Source organism: Streptomyces sp. NPDC057963, assembly GCF_042887155.1.
Lineage (GTDB): Bacteria > Actinomycetota > Actinomycetes > Streptomycetales > Streptomycetaceae > Streptomyces.
Window position 1 is genome coordinate 446,140 of the sequence record NZ_JBHVPX010000002.1, and the last position, 16,835, is coordinate 462,974.

Annotated in this window: 16 protein-coding genes; 6 read left to right on the plus strand and 10 right to left on the minus strand. The window is 70.7% G+C overall.

From position 1 onward, the window contains the following. Window positions 1–23 precede the first annotated feature (23 nt). Complete coding sequence (locus tag ACFVT1_RS05780; RefSeq protein WP_389792874.1) at window positions 24–2,273, minus strand: MMPL family transporter; 2,250 nt, start codon at window positions 2,271–2,273, stop codon at window positions 24–26. 423 nt (window positions 2,274–2,696) lie between these two features. Between ACFVT1_RS05780 and ACFVT1_RS05785 the strand changes: the two genes are divergently transcribed. After that, window positions 2,697–3,401 (plus strand): hypothetical protein, encoded by a 705-nt coding sequence (locus ACFVT1_RS05785; RefSeq protein WP_389792876.1) that lies wholly within the window; start codon window positions 2,697–2,699, stop codon window positions 3,399–3,401. 148 nt (window positions 3,402–3,549) lie between these two features. On the opposite strand, the gene ACFVT1_RS05790 is transcribed toward ACFVT1_RS05785, so the two are convergent. The 8 genes from ACFVT1_RS05790 to ACFVT1_RS05825 form a co-directional block, all read right to left on the minus strand. Further along, complete coding sequence (locus tag ACFVT1_RS05790; protein WP_389792878.1) at window positions 3,550–4,344, minus strand: DUF2785 domain-containing protein; 795 nt, start codon at window positions 4,342–4,344, stop codon at window positions 3,550–3,552. A 508-nt stretch (window positions 4,345–4,852) separates the two neighbouring features. Continuing rightward, window positions 4,853–5,662, minus strand: coding sequence for an enoyl-CoA hydratase/isomerase family protein (locus ACFVT1_RS05795; RefSeq protein WP_389792881.1), 810 nt, complete (start codon window positions 5,660–5,662; stop codon window positions 4,853–4,855). Beyond that, window positions 5,659–6,789, minus strand: coding sequence for a cytochrome P450 (locus ACFVT1_RS05800; protein WP_389793356.1), 1,131 nt, complete (start codon window positions 6,787–6,789; stop codon window positions 5,659–5,661). The genes ACFVT1_RS05795 and ACFVT1_RS05800 overlap by 4 nt, the downstream gene beginning before the upstream one ends. Window positions 6,790–7,116: 327 nt before the next feature. Continuing rightward, window positions 7,117–8,508: a cytochrome P450 gene (locus tag ACFVT1_RS05805; protein WP_389792883.1), complete on the minus strand. Its 1,392-nt coding sequence runs from the start codon at window positions 8,506–8,508 to the stop codon at window positions 7,117–7,119. A 102-nt stretch (window positions 8,509–8,610) separates the two neighbouring features. Next, window positions 8,611–9,201, minus strand: coding sequence for an ATP/GTP-binding protein (locus ACFVT1_RS05810; RefSeq protein WP_389792885.1), 591 nt, complete (start codon window positions 9,199–9,201; stop codon window positions 8,611–8,613). Then, window positions 9,176–9,550 carry a DUF742 domain-containing protein gene (locus ACFVT1_RS05815; RefSeq protein ID WP_362192980.1) on the minus strand — a complete coding sequence of 125 codons (375 nt, stop codon included), beginning with the start codon at window positions 9,548–9,550 and terminating at the stop codon, window positions 9,176–9,178. The genes ACFVT1_RS05810 and ACFVT1_RS05815 overlap by 26 nt, the downstream gene beginning before the upstream one ends. Continuing rightward, on the minus strand, window positions 9,547–9,951 hold the full coding sequence (locus tag ACFVT1_RS05820; RefSeq protein WP_389792887.1) for a roadblock/LC7 domain-containing protein: 405 nt from the start codon (window positions 9,949–9,951) through the stop codon (window positions 9,547–9,549). The genes ACFVT1_RS05815 and ACFVT1_RS05820 overlap by 4 nt, the downstream gene beginning before the upstream one ends. Then, window positions 9,948–11,189 carry an ATP-binding protein gene (locus ACFVT1_RS05825; RefSeq protein WP_389792889.1) on the minus strand — a complete coding sequence of 414 codons (1,242 nt, stop codon included), beginning with the start codon at window positions 11,187–11,189 and terminating at the stop codon, window positions 9,948–9,950. The genes ACFVT1_RS05820 and ACFVT1_RS05825 overlap by 4 nt, the downstream gene beginning before the upstream one ends. A 500-nt stretch (window positions 11,190–11,689) precedes the next feature. Here ACFVT1_RS05825 and ACFVT1_RS05830 point away from each other — a divergent pair, with 500 nt between their 5' ends. Both ACFVT1_RS05830 and ACFVT1_RS05835 read left to right on the plus strand, forming a co-directional pair. Beyond that, window positions 11,690–12,691: a GlxA family transcriptional regulator gene (locus ACFVT1_RS05830; RefSeq protein WP_389792891.1), complete on the plus strand. Its 1,002-nt coding sequence runs from the start codon at window positions 11,690–11,692 to the stop codon at window positions 12,689–12,691. 188 nt (window positions 12,692–12,879) lie between these two features. Further along, window positions 12,880–13,635, plus strand: a complete 756-nt coding sequence (locus tag ACFVT1_RS05835) for an MBL fold metallo-hydrolase (protein WP_389793357.1) — start codon at window positions 12,880–12,882, stop codon at window positions 13,633–13,635. A gap of 23 nt (window positions 13,636–13,658) precedes the next feature. Here ACFVT1_RS05835 and ACFVT1_RS05840 read toward each other — a convergent pair whose 3' ends face one another. After that, entirely contained in the window at window positions 13,659–14,324 is a 666-nt protein-coding gene (locus ACFVT1_RS05840; protein WP_389792893.1) for a hypothetical protein, read from the minus strand. Between the two features lie 88 nt (window positions 14,325–14,412). Between ACFVT1_RS05840 and ACFVT1_RS05845 the strand changes: the two genes are divergently transcribed. From ACFVT1_RS05845 to ACFVT1_RS05855, 3 genes are all read left to right on the plus strand, one after another. Further along, a complete protein-coding gene (locus tag ACFVT1_RS05845; protein WP_389792895.1) occupies window positions 14,413–15,084 on the plus strand; it encodes a helix-turn-helix domain-containing protein in 672 nt (223 codons plus the stop codon). Window positions 15,085–15,485: 401 nt separating this feature from the next. Then, window positions 15,486–15,692, plus strand: a complete 207-nt coding sequence (locus ACFVT1_RS05850) for a hypothetical protein (RefSeq protein ID WP_362192995.1) — start codon at window positions 15,486–15,488, stop codon at window positions 15,690–15,692. A gap of 269 nt (window positions 15,693–15,961) precedes the next feature. Beyond that, on the plus strand, window positions 15,962–16,831 hold the full coding sequence (locus ACFVT1_RS05855) for a JmjC domain-containing protein (RefSeq protein ID WP_389792897.1): 870 nt from the start codon (window positions 15,962–15,964) through the stop codon (window positions 16,829–16,831). The last annotated feature ends 4 nt before the right edge of the window (window positions 16,832–16,835 follow it).

A 16,835-nucleotide genomic window follows, 5' to 3' on the forward strand; every position in this document is an offset into this window, starting at 1 on the left:
TCACGCCACGTCACCGATCGCGCTCATACGCGCACGGGATCGGGTTCGGGTTCGGGTTCGGCCACCGGTACGGCCGCGGGCCCGCCGTGGGTCAGCTTCTCGCCCTCGACGTCCACCCGGGGCACGGCCTTCTCCAGCCACCGGGGCAGCCACCACGCCCGGTCGCCGAGCAGGGCGAGAACGGCCGGGACGATCGTCATCCGGACGACGAACGCGTCGAAGAAGACGGCCGAGGCGAGGCCCAGGCCCATCATCTTGATCATCGACTCGTCCATCCCGATGAATCCGGCGAACACCGCGATCATGATCACGGCCGCCGCGACGACCACCCGCGCGCTGTGCCGGAAGCCGGCGACGATCGCCTCGCCGGGCCGCTCCCCGTGGACGTACGCCTCCCGCATCCGGGTCACCAGGAAGACCTCGTAGTCCATGGCCAGGCCGAAGACCACACCGATCAGGAAGATCGGCGTGATGCTCATCACCGGCCCGGTCTGCTCGACGCCGAGGGCATCGGCGAGCCAGCCCCACTGGAAGACCGCGACGATCACTCCGAAGGACGCCGTCACCGACAGCAGGAAGCCGAGCGCCGCCTTGAGCGGCACGAGCAGCGAGCGGAAGACGATCATCAGGAGCAGAAAGGCCAGGCCGACGACGAGCGTCAGGTAGGGGACGAGTGCGTCGTTGAGCTTCTGCGAGATGTCGACGTTCACCGCGGTCGTGCCGGTGACGAGCATCGTCGCACCGGTTTTGGACTTCAGGCCGCCTGCCTCGTCACGGATGGTGTGGACGAGGTCCGTGGTGTCCGAGGAGCTCGGTCCGGTGGCGGGCACGGCGGTGAGCACCGCGGTGTCACCGGCCTTGTTGAAGGCGGGGGGCGTCGTGGCGACGATGCCGTCGGTGGCGGAGAGCCGCTTCGCGGCCTGTGCCGCGGCGGCCTTCGGGTCGTCCGATCCCTTGGCGTCGACGACGACCGTGAGCGGCCCGTTGAAGCCGGGGCCGAAGCCGTCGGCCAGGGCGTCGTAGGCGCGGCGCTGGGTGGTCGAGGTGGGCTTCGACTCGTCGCCCGGCATGCCGAGCCGGAGATCGAGCGCCGGTACGGAGATCAGGCCGAGGCCGAGGACGCCGAGCACCAGGACCGCGAGCGGTCGGCGGATCACGAAGCGGGCCCAGCGGGTGCCCATGTTGGGCTTGGCGCTCCCGGCGGCCCCGGACACCGCGCCGCCCCTCGCACGCTGCCGGCCCCTGGCACCGCCCCCGGCCCGGCGCTCGGTGCGCGACAGGACGGCCTTCTGGAAGAAGCCGAGCAGCGCGGGCAGCAGACTGATCGCGACGAGGACGGCGATCACGACGGTGCCCGCCGCGGCGAGGCCCATCTTGGTGAGGACGGGAATGCCGACCACGGACAGGCCCGCCAGGGCGATGACCACGGTGAGGCCGGCGAAGACGACGGCGGAACCCGCTGTGCCCACGGCCCGTGCGACGGCTTCCTCGGCGCTGTGGCCGTCCGCGCGTTCCGTCCGGTAGCGCGAGACGATGAACAGGGCGTAGTCGATGCCGACCGCGAGCCCCAGCATCAGGGCGAGCGTGGTGGTCGTCGTGGACATCCCGAGGGCGACGATCGAGGCCACGCCCACGCCGATGCCGACGATCGCGGTGAGCAGCGGGAGGCCCGCCGCGGCGAGCGACCCGAAGGTGATGAGCAGGACGACCGCGGCGGCGGCGACGCCGACGAGTTCGCTCGTGCCGCCGAGCTCCCCGTCCGGCACCAGGGCCGAGCCGCCGAGCTCCACGGTCAGGCCCGCGTCGCGCCCCTCCTTCGCGGCGTCCTCCAGCGCCTCGGTCGTGGCGTCGGTGAGGTCGACGCTCTGTACGGCGTACGAGATGGTGGAGTACGCGGTCGTGCCGTCCTTGCTGACGGCTCCGGCCATGTCGAACGGGTTGAGGGCGCCCTTGACCTGCGAACCGCTCGCCACGTTCGTGACGATCTTCTCGACGGCCGCCCTGTTCGCGGTTGCCGTCACCTTCTGGCCCTTGGGGGCGACGAAGACGATGCGGGCGTCGGCGGTGTTGGAGTTGCCGCCGGGGAAGCGCTCGTCCAGCAGGTCGAACGCCCTCTGCGACTCCGTTCCGGGCATCGAGAACCCGTCCTCGGCGGCGGTCGGCGCCTTGGCCGCGGCGAACGCGCAGGCGGCCAGGACCACCACCCAGAGCAGGGCGACGAGTCGGCGTCTCCGGAAGGAAAAGCGGCCTAGCCGGTAGAGGAAGGTAGCCACGAAGAGGCGCTCCAGTCTGTCTGGATCGGGCAACGGGTCGGCGGCGCGGATGCCGCGCTCCGGCCGTGCCTGGGCCGCGCCGGTCCACGGCGGGGCCGGAGGAATGCCTCAATCCTTCGTGAACGGGGGCGTCATCGTCGTCGTCCGCCTGCATGGAGTCGTACGTACTACCGCTGCCGTACGCGACGGGCCCGGCGTACCGCCCGGACAGGACGGCCGGGGCGCGTCGCGCCCTCCTCGGGGCCGGCCTCCGCCGCCCGGGTCAGACCCCTGCGGACGCGGGAAGCGGGGGAACGGTCGTTTTGGAACCGAAGTTGCTGAGACAGAACCCGGACATGTACAGGATCATTTCAGGATCGACTCGGCCCTAGTGTCATCGGTGTCAGCAGGAAACACCGCAACCGACAGCCGCTGGAGATCACGATGCGCTCGCGTCTCGCCGCCCGTTCCGCCCGTCTCGTCCTGGCCGCCGCGGCCGTGACGGCCCTCGCCGCCACCACCACCGCCTGCGACCCCGAGGACATCGCGGACGCCGGCAGTTCCACGGCCCCCTCCGCCGTCGCCTCCGCCAACAGCGGCGGGAGCGACAGCTCCTCCAGCGACAGCCCCTCCACCAGCGGTTCCACCGGCGGTGGCTCCAAGTCCGGTGGCTCCAAGTCCGGCGGCTCCAGCGGCTCCGGCGACAAGGCCGACTCCGGCGACGGCAAGAAGGGCGGCTACGGGCAGTCCTGCGGCACCAACGACCTGGACTTCACGGTCACCTCGGAGACCCAGGCCGGCGGCTACTACCTCGTCACCGCCAAGGCCAAGTCCGGTATCACCTGCTACCTGGACGTCAACACCCCCAGCGTGTCCTTCGGCTCCGGCGCCGACGGCGTCGCCTCCCCCGTCGGACAGGGCGGCGAAGACCCCATCAAGCTCACCGGCTCCGCCGTCGCCTACACCGGTATCAACCCCAAGACCACCAACAGCAATGCCGGCAAGGAGTTCGAGAACGTCATCATCGCCACCACCGAGGACGACCCCAACCCCGCCGAACTCAAGCTCCCCGACACCGCCAGCGTCGACAAGCCCATCGTCACCAACTGGGCCACCAACCGCGCCGAGGCCGTCCCCGTCATCGTCTGACACCTCCACCTCTCCGTAGAGGCTTCGCCGCAGTGAATCCGGCGGTGGTATCCACTGCGACACCACCCCTACGGGCCATCGGCGCGGGAAGGCAGAAGCAGTTCCCGCGACGGCCCGTCAGGTTCGGTCGGCCTCCGGCGTGGAATTGTCAACCGATGGATTTCGCATCATTCGCCAGCACTTCAACAATCCGCCGCTTGACCGAGTCGCGGTGCGGAAGCTGACGAGACGGCTGCCCCGGCTGCGGCGAGACGCCGAGGTCGGCGAGAATGTAGAGCATCCGCAGGGTGCGTAGTGCGTTGGAAACGTACGTCGGAGTGGTGCCCCGGGCCACGGCCCGCAAGTCGGCACCGATTTCGTCGAGCCAGGCGACGGATTGATCCGCGGTGAGCTTCGGGTTGGTGAGAGTCAACGCAATTGCGCGGGCGAGCCGATCGTCTTCCCGTTCGGCGTACAGGTAATCGGTGGGCGCGACGAGCCGCGCGGTCGCAAGGTCCAGCATCTCGACCGGTTCGGCATCGCGGTGGCAGCCGAAGGCGCCGAGCAAGTCGGCGCCGTGTGCCACAGCGTGCAGCCACCCCAGGCGCGCATCGTGTCCGCGCAGGTCGCTCTCCGCGGGGTACCAGCGGGCGAACGCGTTCATCCATTCCCGGCAGAAGTCCCCGCGGTTGACGATCATGGCCAGGACCAGCGGCGCGAACGTGCGGGCCTGAATCTGCTCATCGGCGAAGCGGGCCGCCATTTCATTGCCCAGGCGTATTCGGCGGTCGCCGTCGATGACGTCGCGCTCGATCCAGGTGCGCAACACGCCGTACGGGTAGCCGTCGCGCACCTCCGGGTCCGGATCTCGCAGACATTCCGCCAACTCTGCGGTGAGCTCGTCCAGGTCGCCCCCCGGGGGCAGGGCACAATCGTCCGAGTAAATTTTGTACCAATCAGTCATGATCGGTGAGATTAGCCCGCCACGCGCGGAATGCCCAGCCATTATTGGACGTCCTTCCTCAACTGGGCCATACAAAGCCGCCGTTGCCGATGCTTCCTTTCCATACCTGTGATGAGGGCAGTTGAGCCAGAACCCGAACTCATGAACAGAACCAAGCTGGGGAAGCCGGAGCGTTCCTCCACACACATCGATCAACAACGTGACGTCGCTGGGCCAATGTGTCACTTTCCGAAGCGGAGGGGGATGTGACGCCACGGTGACTCGCGTTATGAGTGGTGGCGGCCGATCGCGGCGGGCGGTGGTGGTGGCGGTAGCGGCGACGGTGGTGGTGGAGAGCGTGTGCTCACCCCCCTCAGCTGTCCGGCACCCCGGGGAGGGTTCCCGTGACCTGCGTCACCGGCGAGTGCGGTCGGGCTCGTGGGCACGGGGTGAGTGCGGTCGGGCTCGTGGGCACGGGGCTTCCAGGTGTGTTGATCACGAGCGTTGCCGACGGTCGTGATCAACCCGCCTAGCGCACCGCCCCGGTCCTCCGGGCGTCGCGGTTCCGGCGGGTCGCGGCCGCGACGGTGGCCATCAGTTCCGCGTCCAGGACCGACGGATCGGCCAGTCGCGTCGGGGCGGCGTACGAGTTGAGCAGGGCCTTCGTGACGCGCAGGGCGGCCTCGGGGCGGCGCACGATGGGCTTGGTCCACGCGGTGACCGCTTCGTCGAGGGCGTCCTCGGGGACCACGCGCTGGAGGACGGACAGCTCGTACGCCTCGGCGGCGTCGAACGCCCGCCCGGTCAGGATGAGCTCGCGCGCACGGGCGGCGCCGACCTCGTGGATCAGCCGGGGCAGCACGCCGCCCCACGCGGTGGGCAGCCCGAGGGCCAGTTCCGGCAGCCGGAAGCCGGCGGTGTCGGCGCCCACGCGCAGATCGCAGGCGAGGGCCAGCGCCAGACCCGCGCCGATCGCCTTGCCCTGGATCCTGGCGACGGTGACGGCCTGGCTGGTGGAGATCGCCTCGCAGACGCGGCGGGCCTTGTCGCCCGCGACCCGGATGCCCCGGCCGGTGGGGTCGTCGTCGAGCCAGTCGGCGAACTCGTTGCGGTCCCCGCCCAGGCAGAAGTCGTCCCCGGCCCCGCTGAGCACCATGACCCGGACGTCGGGGTCCGGTACGGCCAGGACCGCCAGCAGGTCGTCCAGCATCGCCTCGGTGACCGCGTTGCCCGTGGCGGGGCAGTTCAGCTCCACGCGCAGGACGGGGCCCTCGCGCAGGGTGCGTACCGTGCGCGGCCGTCGGTACGGGGGCAGGTAGTCGGGGAGCGAGAGCTTCATGCCGCCACGCTCATCGAGGTCACGCGCCGGAAGACCAGGCGGGACGCATAACTGGGCCGGGTGACGGCGCGCAGGGTGGGGAAACGTTTCACGAGCTGGGTCAGCAGCGTACGTGCCTCAAGGCGGGCGAGGGCCGCGCCCAGGCAGTAGTGCACCCCGCCGCCGAAGGTGAGGTGGGTGCCCGTGCGCTCGATGTCGAAGGTGTCCGGATCCGTGTTGCGCCGCGGGTCGTGGTTGGCGGCCCCGTACATGACGTGGACCATGCTGTCCTTCGCGATCGGCACGCCCGCCAGGACGGTGTCCTCGGCGGCGACCCGGGTGTTGATGTGGATCGGCGGGTCGTACCGGAGCGCCTCGTCGACGGCGGCGTCGATGTACCCGGGGTGCTCCGCGAGCCAGGCCCACCGGCCCGGCTCCCTCAGCAGCAGCCCCACCATGGCCGACAGCAGCGTCGCGGTGGTCTCCAGCGAGGCGATGGTGACGAACATGGTGAGCCGGTAGAGAATCTCGTCCGCCGTCTCGCGGTCGGGCTCCCGCGCGTCCCAGCTGTGTATCCAGCCGGTCAGGACATCGTTGCCGGGGTTGGCGCGGCGCTGTTTCAGCAGCTCGGTGAAGTACGCGCGCAGCTGCACGGTCGCCTCGGCGGACACGGCGAGCTGGCTCTTGGTGGGCAGCAGCTCCTGGGCGTGCACCTGGTTGTGGGTGATCTCCAGGATGTGGGCGTAGTCCTCGGGCGGGATGCCCAGCCAGGAGCCGATGGTGCTGATCGGGAGCTGTTCGCTGACCGTGCTGACGAAGTCGGCCTCGCCCCAGGCCAGCTTTTCGGCCAGCTCGTCGAGCAGGCGGGTGACGTGCTCCTCGACCTGCGGAGCGAGCCGCTCGATGGTCGAGCGGTCGAAGAGATTGCCGAGGCTGCGGCGCTGGCAGGTGTGCTCGGGCGCGTTGAGGCGGGAGAGCGTCCTGGTCATCTCCTGGGTGGCGACCGCGTCCCAGCGCTCGGTGTCCGCCTGGCGCTCCTGCCAGGCGAAGTCCGGCGCCAGCCAGTTCCGGCCGCGAAGCACCTCGCTGCACACGTCGAAGCCGGTGACGAAGTACGCGTCCCACGGAGCGCGTACGACGTCTCCCATGGCTCTCAGCTCGCCCAGAAGGGCGTAGGGATCAGCCTGCCCTTCGGGCGATTTGAGACGTCTCAGGAGGGAGATGAGGGCACGCCGGTCGACGGGGGGCCGGTCGGTGCCACATATAGCGCTCACGCAGAGTTCCTTGCCCTGGGCTCATGGTTACGGCCAGAACCTACCCCTCCGCATCTCTCCGCCAAGCGTCGATCTCTGTTGCCCGTATCACAGGGAAATGTGCCGCCGACCCCTTGTCGTATGCCCAGTCGCCCTCAAGTGTGCTGCCCGGTCAGGCGAGTTATGCGTACATGCCGCCTGAAAACCAGTCACCGGCCGTCGTCATACGCGGAACACGTCCAGGAAGGAACTCCACCAGCCCTTCGCCCTCTTCGGTTGCTCCACGTGGTCGTACCGCGCGGCGGGAGCCTCCTCCGGGGTGGCGATCCGGGACGAAACGGGCGACTGCGTCGCGGCCTTCGCAGCCTGGCGCGGCGCACTCGGGCTGAATCGCACCGGCAGGGACACCATCGCGCGGTGGAACGGTCCCGGCCGCCACTCGACACCGGAGGCCGGGACGGCGAGAGCCAGGTCCGGCACCGAGTTGAGGACCTTCTCGATCGCGGTGAGGGCGATGAGCTGCGCGGGGGACTTCGCCGGGCAGACGTGCGGACCCGCGCCCCAGGCCAGATGGGCGCCCTTGCTCAGGGTCTGGCGGGCGTCGGTGAGCGCGGGGTCGCTGTTCGCGGCGGCGAAACTGATCAGTACGGGGGTGTCCGCCTTCAGCGTCACGCCGCCCAGGTCGATGTCCTGGACCGGGAAGTGCGTCGCGTAGTTGGCGATCGGCGGGTTGTTCCACAGCACGTCGTCGAGGGCGTCCTCGACCAGCAGCCCCGTACCGCGCCGCTGCGCGTTCCCGGTGTCGTCCGACAGCAGGAGGAGCAGCGCGTTGGCTATGAGGTTGCGTTCCGGTTCGATGCCCGCGCCCATCAGCATCACGAGCTGGTCCTTGAGCTCCTCGTCCCGCAGACCCGCCGGGTGCTGGATGAGCCAGGAGGTGATGTCCTCGCCGGGCTGGCGCCGCTTGAGCGCGACGAGCTCCATCAGGCACTCGGTCAGCTCGGCGTTGGCCCGCAGTACGTCCTCGCCGTCGAAGATCGCGGACATGCTGCGGGTCAGCCGGTCGCCGATCTCACCGGGGCAGCCGAAGAGCTGGTTGAACAGCAGCAGCGGCAGAAGCTTGGCGTAGTCGCCCAGCAGGTCGGCGGAGCCGCGTTCGATGAACTGGTCGATGAGGTAGTCGGCGATGCGCTCGACGTCCCGGCTGAGCCGGGTGGTGTTGAGCCGGCCGAGGCTCTCGGTGACCGCCTTGCGCAGGCGCAGATGCTCGGTGCCGTCCGTGAACAGGCAGTTGGGCCGGTACGCCATCATGGGCAGCACCGGGCTGTCGAGCGGTACGCGGCCCTCCCGCAGCGCCGCCCACCGCCGTGAGTCACGGGCGAAGTAGGAGGGGTTCTGCAGGACCCGGAGCGCGGCCTCGTGCTGCACGATGAGGGTGGCGTCCACGCCGGGTGCCAGCTCGATCGGAGCGGCGAGCCCGTGCGCCCGGAACTCGTCGTACACACGCTGCGGATCGGACGCGAACTCCGGCCCGTAGAGCGACTTCTGCCGCTCACTGTGCATGGGGCACCCGGTGGGGGCGCTGTACGGGGTGGCTCCCGGATGAGAGTCCATGTGTGATTCCTCGATGTGATCGCGGGCCTCGCGGGGCCCGGACGGTGGACGGAAAACGGGGACGGGACCACCCGTACCGAAGGACGGCGGACGGAGCGGGGGTCAGGCCACCCGGGCGAGAAGGTGCTGGACCAGAGTGATCAGGGCCTGCGCGGACGAGTTCTCGTCCCGGGCGTCGCAGTACACGACCGGGGTGTCCGGCAGCAGGTCGAGGGCCTCGCGCAGCTCCTCCTCGGCATGCCGGGAGTACGGGTCGAAGCTGTTGACCGCGACCGCGTACTCCAGCCCGTACGTCTCGACCAGGTCGATCACCGGGAAGGTGTCGGCGAGACGGGCCGGGTCGACGAGGAGCAGCGCACCGAGCGAGCCCCGTGCCATGTCCTCCCACAGCTCGACGAAGCGCTGCTGGCCCGGCGTACCGAACAGGTACAGCACCAGCTCGTCGCTCAGGGTCAGACGGCCGAAGTCCAGCGCGACCGTCGTGGTCACCTTGTCGGGCGCGCCGCGCAGATCGTCGATGTGCGCGCTGGCCTGCGTCATCCGCTCCTCGGTGCGCAGCGGAGTGATCTCGGAGAGGGTGCCGATGAGCGTCGTCTTGCCCACGGCGAAGTGTCCGACGACGAGGATCTTCGCCGCACGCTGCACCGCGTCCGGCACATAGATGTTCTCAGCCGAACCGGACCTGGAGTCCATGCAACACCTCTTCGAGGATCTTCCTGTCAACGAGCTGGGCCGGCGGGGGCGCCTTGCGGCGGATCAGATGACCTTGTTCCGCTAAGTCGTTCAGCAGCAGCCGCGCCACTCCGACCGGCTGCCCGAGGTGGCCCGCCACCTCGGCCACCGACAGATAGCCGCCGGAGCACAGCTCCCAGATCGCCCGGACCTCGGGGCTCGGGTTCGGGGGCCGCAGCCGGTCGGGCGCGATCGTGACCAGGGTGACGAGGGAGAGGTCCTCCGCGTCGGGCAGGCCGCGGCCGCCCGTGATGACGTACGACCGGACGAACCCGCTGCTGACCGACTGCTCCTCGCCCGGCGCCGTCATGCGTCGCTTCCGGCGTTCTGGCGGGGCGGCGTGGTCATCGCCTTCCCCAGTGCGGTGACCTGCTGCTGCATGCGGAAGGACATGGCCTCCATGTCCACGTCGGCCGCGGCGGCCGCCGCCAGGTAGGCGCCGGTACCGGCGGCGATCAGGAAGATCCAGCCGTGCTCGTACTCAAGGAGGGTCTGCCGCCAGCGGCCGGGGTTCTGGGCGCCGATGAAGGGGGCGACGGCCCGGCTCAGCGACTGCATGGAACTCATCGCCGCCGCCACGGTCTCCGCGTCGTCCCGGCCGATCTGGCTGGAGTTGGCCAGCAGCAGGCCGTCGGCGGATACGAGGATCGCGTGCCGGGCGCCGGGTACCTGGAGCACATCGTTGAGCACCCAGGAGAGATCGGGGTTCACAGGATCTCGGGTCCTTCCATCGTCGTCTGGTCACGTCCGGACCGGGTTCCGCGCTGGAACGCGCCCAGGCGGGAAGCGGTCTCCTCGTTGCTGCGCGCCGGCCCGGGTTCGGTCGACGGCACCACGGACACCGGGCTCTTGCGACGACGCTTGGGCAGGCCGCCTGCGGTGGTGAAGGCCCCCGAGGGCTGCGGGGCGGAGGCCGGCTGCGCGGCCGGGGGGAACAGCGGGGTCGGGGCCGGCGCGGGCACGTGGCGTTGGGGGAGCGCCGCCACGTCCGCGTCGTAGCCGCCGTGGGCCACCGGGGCCGCGGCGGCGGCCGGGGGCGCCGGCACGTCGCCGGTGAGAAGCTCGTCGGGCAGGAGAACCACCGCGCGTACGCCTCCATAGGGGGATACGGAGTCCACCGAGACCTTGAACCCGTAGCGGGAGGCCAGCACGCCGGAGACGGCGAATCCGAACTGTGGGGGAATGCCCAGGCTGGAGACGCTGATCGCGGCCTGGGGCGCGAGGAGGGCCGCCGCGCGGTCCTTCTCCTCCTGGCCCATGCCGAGGCCGGCGTCGTCGACGATGAGGCAGACGCCCATCGGGACGGCCTGGATGTTGATCTCCACCGGGGTGCCGGGGGCGGAGTAGTTGGTGGCGTTGGCCAGCAGCTCGGCGAGGACCACCGCCACCGGCTCCACGGCCTTGCTGACGACGGAGAAGTTGACCTGCCCGTTGACCCGGACCCGGTCGAACTGCCGGATACGGCCCTGGGCGCTGCGGGCCACGTCGAAGACGGACGCGACGGTCTCCCGGCGCCCGAGCCAGCCACCGCACAGCACCGCGATGCCCTGTGCCCGGCGGCCGAACTGGCTGTTGGCGTGGTCGATGGCCATCAGGTCGGCGAGCATGTGCGGGTCGTCGCCGTACTTCTTCTGGGCGTTCTCGATGACCACCTGCTGCTCGTCCGCGAGCCCTTGGAGGGTGCGCACGGCCGCCTTGAGGACGGCCTTGGTCTCCTCCTCGGCGTCCTTGCGGACCTCGGTCATCTCGGCGGCCTGCCGGTGCAGCAGACCGGTGTGGGCGACGTGGAGCTCGTCCCGCTGCCGTTGCAGCGCGTCGCGCTCGCCCCGGAGTTGGGAGTTCTGTCTGCGAAGCCCGATATTGGTCTTGCGAGCCCGCAGGACGGCACCGACAGCGACCAGTGCTACGACAACCAGCGCCCAGAGGAGCGGGCCCTGTGCAAATGTCATGAGACTCACTTCAAGTGCCATGGCTATGGAAACGGCTTGACGCTCCCTCATGTGCCGCACGGGCCGGGCTGGTTGCGCCACGGCCTGTGTCACGCGGGGAAGCCTCCGAAAGTGGGGCCGAGGAACCCATCCCTCCCGGAATGCCCCCGTATGCCATCAGCCCACTGGAAGTAAGATGATCTTAGCATCGGCCTGTTGGGTAAATGTCAAGACCGACACGCCAGTTGCACGCTTGGCGCGGAATGTTCACATCCGGGATGAGGGGCGGAGCCCCCTCCGCCCCGGCGAACGCCTCGGTTTTCCGGGGTGAAATGTGACGATTGATCAGGTCTGTCCGGGGTGCCTCGCGGGAAGGGCCTGCGGCCCGAGGGGGCTGTCGACGCGCGGGCGGGGCCGTTCGGAACGGCCGGGAAGTCCGGCTCGATGCCCGAATGCCGCTGTCCGTATGTTGCAGAGATCTGTCATTGCGGACATTCCGGCCAGGGGTGAAGGTTGAGGGCATGAGCGATTCCCTTTCGATCCCGCATCTGGTCGTGATCCCGGTGTTCCCCGGAGTCAACGCACTCGATGTGACCGGACCGGCCGAGATCTTCGCGCTCGCCGCCCGGATGCCGCCCGCGGGGCGGGCGCCGTACGAGGTGCGGGTGGTCGGGGAGCGGCCCGGCGACGTGGCGACCTTCTCGGGCGTACGGCTCGGCGTCGACGGGACCTTCGCCGAGGAGTCCGGGAGGCCCGACACCGTGCTGGTGCCCGGCCGGATGGACATCGGTCCGCAGGGCCCGGAGCCGCGGATCGACGAGGCCGTGGTCGCGTGGCTCCGGGAGGCCGGGCCGGAGGCCGGCCGGGTCGCCTCGGTGTGCGCGGGCGCGCATGTGACGGCGGCCGCCGGGCTGCTCGACGGCCACCGGGCCACGACGCACTGGGCGACCGCCGCACGCCTCGCCGCCGAGTACCCGGAGATCGAGGTCGAGGCCGACCCCGTCTTCGTACGCTCGGGACGGATGTGGACCAGTGCCGGACTCACCTCGTCGATGGACCTCGCGCTCGCCCTGGTCGCCGACGACCACGGGGACCGGGTCGCGCTGGAAGTGGCCCGGATCATGGTCATGTACCTGCAACGGCCGGGCGGGCAGAGTCAATTCAGCGTGCCGCTCGCTCAGCAGGCGGGAAGCCGGGACGACGTACGCAGTCTGCGCCTGTGGATCGGTGCGCATCTGGACGCCGATCTGTCGGTGCCCGCACTGGCTTCCAGGCTGGCGATGAGCGAGCGCCACTTCGCGCGGACCTTCCACGCCGAGACTGGCAGCACGCCCGGTGCGTTCGTCGAGGAGATGCGGCTGGAGGCCGCGCGCAGACTTCTGGAACGTACGGACCGGGTGCTGGACGACGTGGCGCGCGCCTGCGGTTTCGGCTCCGTGGAGACCCTGCACCGCGTCTTCCGCGATCGCCTCGGCACCACGCCGGCCGCATACCGGCGCCGCTTCCGGACCTCCGCGCACTGACGCCACGACTCCGGGCCGGCCCCGGGTCCCCGACGCCTCAGGACATCGGCGCCGCATCCCGTGGCGTCGAGCACTTCCGCACGCCGCGATACGGCGGCGGCGACACCGCCAAGGCGCCGTCTCGACCGAGGCGCTGACTCAACCGAGGCGCCGACACCACCGAGGCGCCGTCTCGACCAAGGAGAATCATCTTGAAGATCACCGTCACCCACCTGGGCACCGCGACCGTCCTGCTGGAGATCGGCGGGCTGCGTCTGCTCACCGACCCGGCGTTCGACCCCGCACCCGCCGTGTACCACCACGGTCCGGTCACTCTGCGCAGCACCGCCGGTCCCGCGATCGGCGCGGCCGAGCTCCCCCACGTGGACGCCGTGCTGCTCAGCCATGACGAGCACCCCGACAATTTGGACGCCACCGGACGCGGACTCCTGGCGGGGCGTCCCGTCCTCACCACCGTCAGCGGCGCGGCGCGCCTCGGGGGCGAAGCCCGCGGCCTGGCGCCGTGGGAGACCCGGACACTGGCCGTCGGCGACAGGACCGTGCGGGTCACCGGCACACCCGGCCTGCACGGTCCTGTCGGGGACGTCACCGGCTTCGTCGTCGAGGTGCCGGGCGAGGACGAGGCCGTCTACGTCTCCGGCGACACCGTCCACATTCCCGAGCTGGACGAGATCGGCCGGCGCTTCACGATCGGCACCGCCCTGCTGCACCTGGGGGCGGCGCGTATCGAGGCCTTCGGCGGCGGCGAGCTGATCACCATGGACGGCGCCCAGGCGGCGGCCCTCACCCGCTCGCTCGGCGCCCGCAGGGTGGTGCCGGTGCACTACGACTCCTGGGAGCACTTCACCGAGGGCCGCGAACAGGTCGCCGCCCGCTTCGCCGAGGCCGGTCTCGCGGACCGGCTCCACTGGCTCACCCCGGGGGTCGCCGAGCCCCTCGACTGATACGGGGCCCGGTCCGCCGCTGGTTACCGGGCCGCATGCGCGGCCTCCAGCCAGTTGAGGAACTCGCAGGCGAAGTGCCACTGGTGGCCGGTGAAGACGTGCTCGGGGGCGTGTGCGGGGAACTGGATCGTCAGGCGGATGCGCAGGCCGTGCGGGCCGTCGCCGAACTCGTGCATGACGCGGCAGATCTCGGTGCCGTCGGCGAGTCGGCCGGTGCCGCCGATCCGGACGGGGTAGGTCTCGTGGCCCTCGCCCTCGATCGCGACGCCGTCGTGGAAGGTGAGGAAGAAGCGCAGCGGTCCGGAGCCGATGGTTTCGATGATCTCGACCACCCCGTCGGCGGAGTCGGCGAGGTAGTGCTCCGGATTGGCCGCGAGCAGCGCCGCCCGGTCTGCGCTCGCGAGCCGTCCCTGCCACCAGGTCAGGAACTCCTCGGCGGTGATCCCGCCGATCTCCATCTCGGTCACGGCGGACCGCCACGCGCCGCCCGAGGCGTCCGGCAGCGGTGCCATCGCCTCGTCCGCCGCGCGGAGGTCCTCGGTGAGCAGTTCCCGCATCGACTCGTCCCCGATCCGGTCCTTGAGCAGGGCGAGCGCGGTGCGGGCGCGGTCCAGCTCCCATCGGCGGACGTCGTCCCGCGTGTACTCGGTGCCGTCGATCACGGTCCGGACAGTCAGCGCGCCGTTCATGGCGTGCTCCTTTCGACACTGAACCTTAAACGGAGAGTTTTTCTCCGTCTTCAGGAAGATAGCATGCGGAGGGAAACTCTCCGATTGGTTGGGCGACGAAAGGCGGTACACCGTGCGGGCGGATGCGGCACGCAGCAGGCGGCGGATTCTCGACGCGGCCCGGGACGTCTTCCTGGAGCGCGGTCTCGACGCGCCCCTGGACCTGATCGTGCGCCGGGCCGGAATCGGGCCCGGCACGCTCTACCGGCGCTACCCCGACCGGGAGGCGCTCGTCCGGGACCTGACCGGCGACCTGCTCGTCCGCCTGGAGAGCGCGGCCGAAGCGGCGGCCGCGGTGGACGACGACGCCTTCGCGGCCGTCCGCCGCTTCGTCCACGCGGCGGCGGACCTGCGGATGGGCGCGGTCATCCTCGTCCTGCTCGAAGGCCTCGTCGTCGACGAGGAACTCGTACGCATCCGCACCAGCACCGCGAACACCGTCCAGAGCCTGATCGACGCCGCGCACCACTCCGGCCGGCTCCGCCGAGACGTGGGCATGGGCGACCTCGTGCTGCTCTCGATCCGCCTCTCCCGCCCCCTCCCCGGCGGGCTGGACCGCCTCGACCCCGACGGCGACCTCCTCCACCGCCACCTCGACCTGGCCCTCGACGGCCTCGACACGGCAGCAGCGACCCGGCCCACGGCCACCCCGCCATCCGGCACCCCCCTGACCTTCGCCGATCTGATCGCCGCCGCCGACCGCCCGGCCACCACCGACTGAACACCGCACGGTGCGCCCCGTTCCCGTGCACACGCGCACGACCGGGGCCACCGTCCGGGCCCGGGTCGGTCGTGCGCCGCAGCAGAACACCTCACCCGGCTCACCGCGATCTGGCCCCAGGCCCCGGTGAGCCGGGTTTCCGATCCAGGCCCAACCCAGGCCCAACCCAGGCCCGAACCCAGGCTCAAACCCCGGCCCCGACCCAGGCCCGAACCCCGGCCCAGGACGCGGTGTCATGGTGTGCCCGGCCGTCCCGGGACCTCGGGTCACGTGCATGCGGGAGCGGGCTCTCGTCACTGTCGGCGAAGGCGGGCGGAATCCAGTATTGAGACCAGCCAAGGGGAAACGCCCCAGGCAGAACCCCGGTCCTCACAGGACCGGCCGATGTCACAGGAGATCTCATGAACCTCTCGCAGAACACCGCCCAGTCGACCGACGCCCAGACCAAGACCGGCCTGACCCTGTCCCGCAAGGCCGCGCTCGGTGTCGCCGCGGCTGCGGTCATCGGCGGCTCGATGTTCGCCCCGAGCGCCTTCGCCGCGACGGACTCCGCGCCCAGCCACTCCGTCGAGGCGGGCTGCGGCGACTGCTACCCGGACGTCATCTGATCCCGGCAGTCGTCCGACTGATCCCGGTCGGTTGACCCCGGCAGTCGTCCGACCGATCCCGGTCGGTTGACCCCGGCAGTCGCCCGACCGACCCCGGTCGGCTGATCCCGGCAGTCGTCCGACTCCGATGGTCGCCCGACCCCCGGAGCCGTCCGACTCCCGCGGTCCCTTCGGATCCGACCCGACAGCGCCCTGACGGGGCCCGCCTGCCACCCGGCCGGCGGGCCCCGCAGCCGGAGCGTGAGCAACGTGAGCAAGGAGAGTGAGCCGTGAACTGGCTCGAACGCTGTGTTTCCGACGCGGAACGGTTCCTCCGTACGCAGTGGCGCCAAGGGCCCGTCGTGCTGCGGCCGGACGATCCGCCCACCGAAATCCTCACCCCCGCCGACCTCGACGACCTCATCGACTCGGGCGCCCTGAGAGTGCCCTACGCCGGACTGTTCACGAAGGCCGGCGCCGTGCCGGAGGCGGCCTTCTGCCCGCCCCGCGTGGTGGCCGGGCGGTATCTCGAAGGCTGGCTCGACCCGGAGCGCGTACGGACGCTGATCCGGGAGGAGCAGGCCACCCTGCAACTTCGCTACGTCAACCACTGGTACCCGCCGGTCCGGCAGCTCACCACGGGCCTCGCCGAGCAACTCGGGCGGCTGGCCGAGGCGTTCTGCTTCTACTCACAGCCCGGCCGCTTCGGCGCCGTACACCGCGACGACGGCGACATCCTCGTGCTCCAGCTCAGCGGCGCCAAGCACTGGCAGGTGTTCGGCGGCCCCACCGACGCGGGCTGGCAGCCCGTACGGGAGGACGACCCGGGCCCGGTCCTGCTCGACACCGTCGTACGGGCCGGCGAGGTCCTGTACGTCCCGAACGGTTACGCCCACACCGCGCAGGCCACCGAGGACGGCCCCTCGCTGCACCTCACGATCGCGCTGCGCGAAGCCGGCGCCGGGCACCTGCGCGCGGAGCTGCAGTCCCTGCTCTCCTCCGGCCTCGCCCTGCCCGCCCGCCCCCTCGACGACGCGGATCTGACCGGGACGGCCGCCGCCCTCCTCGACCACTTCCGCGTCCGGCTCGACAGCGCGGACGCCGAGTCCCTCGTGCACAGCGCCCGCCTGCACGCGTACAGCAGCCGCCCCACGGCCTGAGCGG

Bases quoted from the DNA above. Each gene is read 5' to 3' on its own strand.
- ACFVT1_RS05785 (WP_389792876.1), top strand. From the start codon at position 2,697: ATGCGCTCGCGTCTCGCCGCCCGTTCCGCCCGTCTCGTCCTGGCCGCC.
- ACFVT1_RS05790 (WP_389792878.1), bottom strand. From the start codon at position 4,344: ATGACTGATTGGTACAAAATTTACTCGGACGATTGTGCCCTGCCCCCG.
- ACFVT1_RS05795 (WP_389792881.1), bottom strand. From the start codon at position 5,662: ATGAAGCTCTCGCTCCCCGACTACCTGCCCCCGTACCGACGGCCGCGC.
- ACFVT1_RS05800 (WP_389793356.1), bottom strand. From the start codon at position 6,789: ATGGGAGACGTCGTACGCGCTCCGTGGGACGCGTACTTCGTCACCGGC.
- ACFVT1_RS05805 (WP_389792883.1), bottom strand. From the start codon at position 8,508: ATGGACTCTCATCCGGGAGCCACCCCGTACAGCGCCCCCACCGGGTGC.
- ACFVT1_RS05810 (WP_389792885.1), bottom strand. From the start codon at position 9,201: ATGGACTCCAGGTCCGGTTCGGCTGAGAACATCTATGTGCCGGACGCG.
- ACFVT1_RS05815 (WP_362192980.1), bottom strand. From the start codon at position 9,550: ATGACGGCGCCGGGCGAGGAGCAGTCGGTCAGCAGCGGGTTCGTCCGG.
- ACFVT1_RS05825 (WP_389792889.1), bottom strand. From the start codon at position 11,189: ATGACATTTGCACAGGGCCCGCTCCTCTGGGCGCTGGTTGTCGTAGCA.
- ACFVT1_RS05830 (WP_389792891.1), top strand. From the start codon at position 11,690: ATGAGCGATTCCCTTTCGATCCCGCATCTGGTCGTGATCCCGGTGTTC.
- ACFVT1_RS05840 (WP_389792893.1), bottom strand. From the start codon at position 14,324: ATGAACGGCGCGCTGACTGTCCGGACCGTGATCGACGGCACCGAGTAC.
- ACFVT1_RS05850 (WP_362192995.1), top strand. From the start codon at position 15,486: ATGAACCTCTCGCAGAACACCGCCCAGTCGACCGACGCCCAGACCAAG.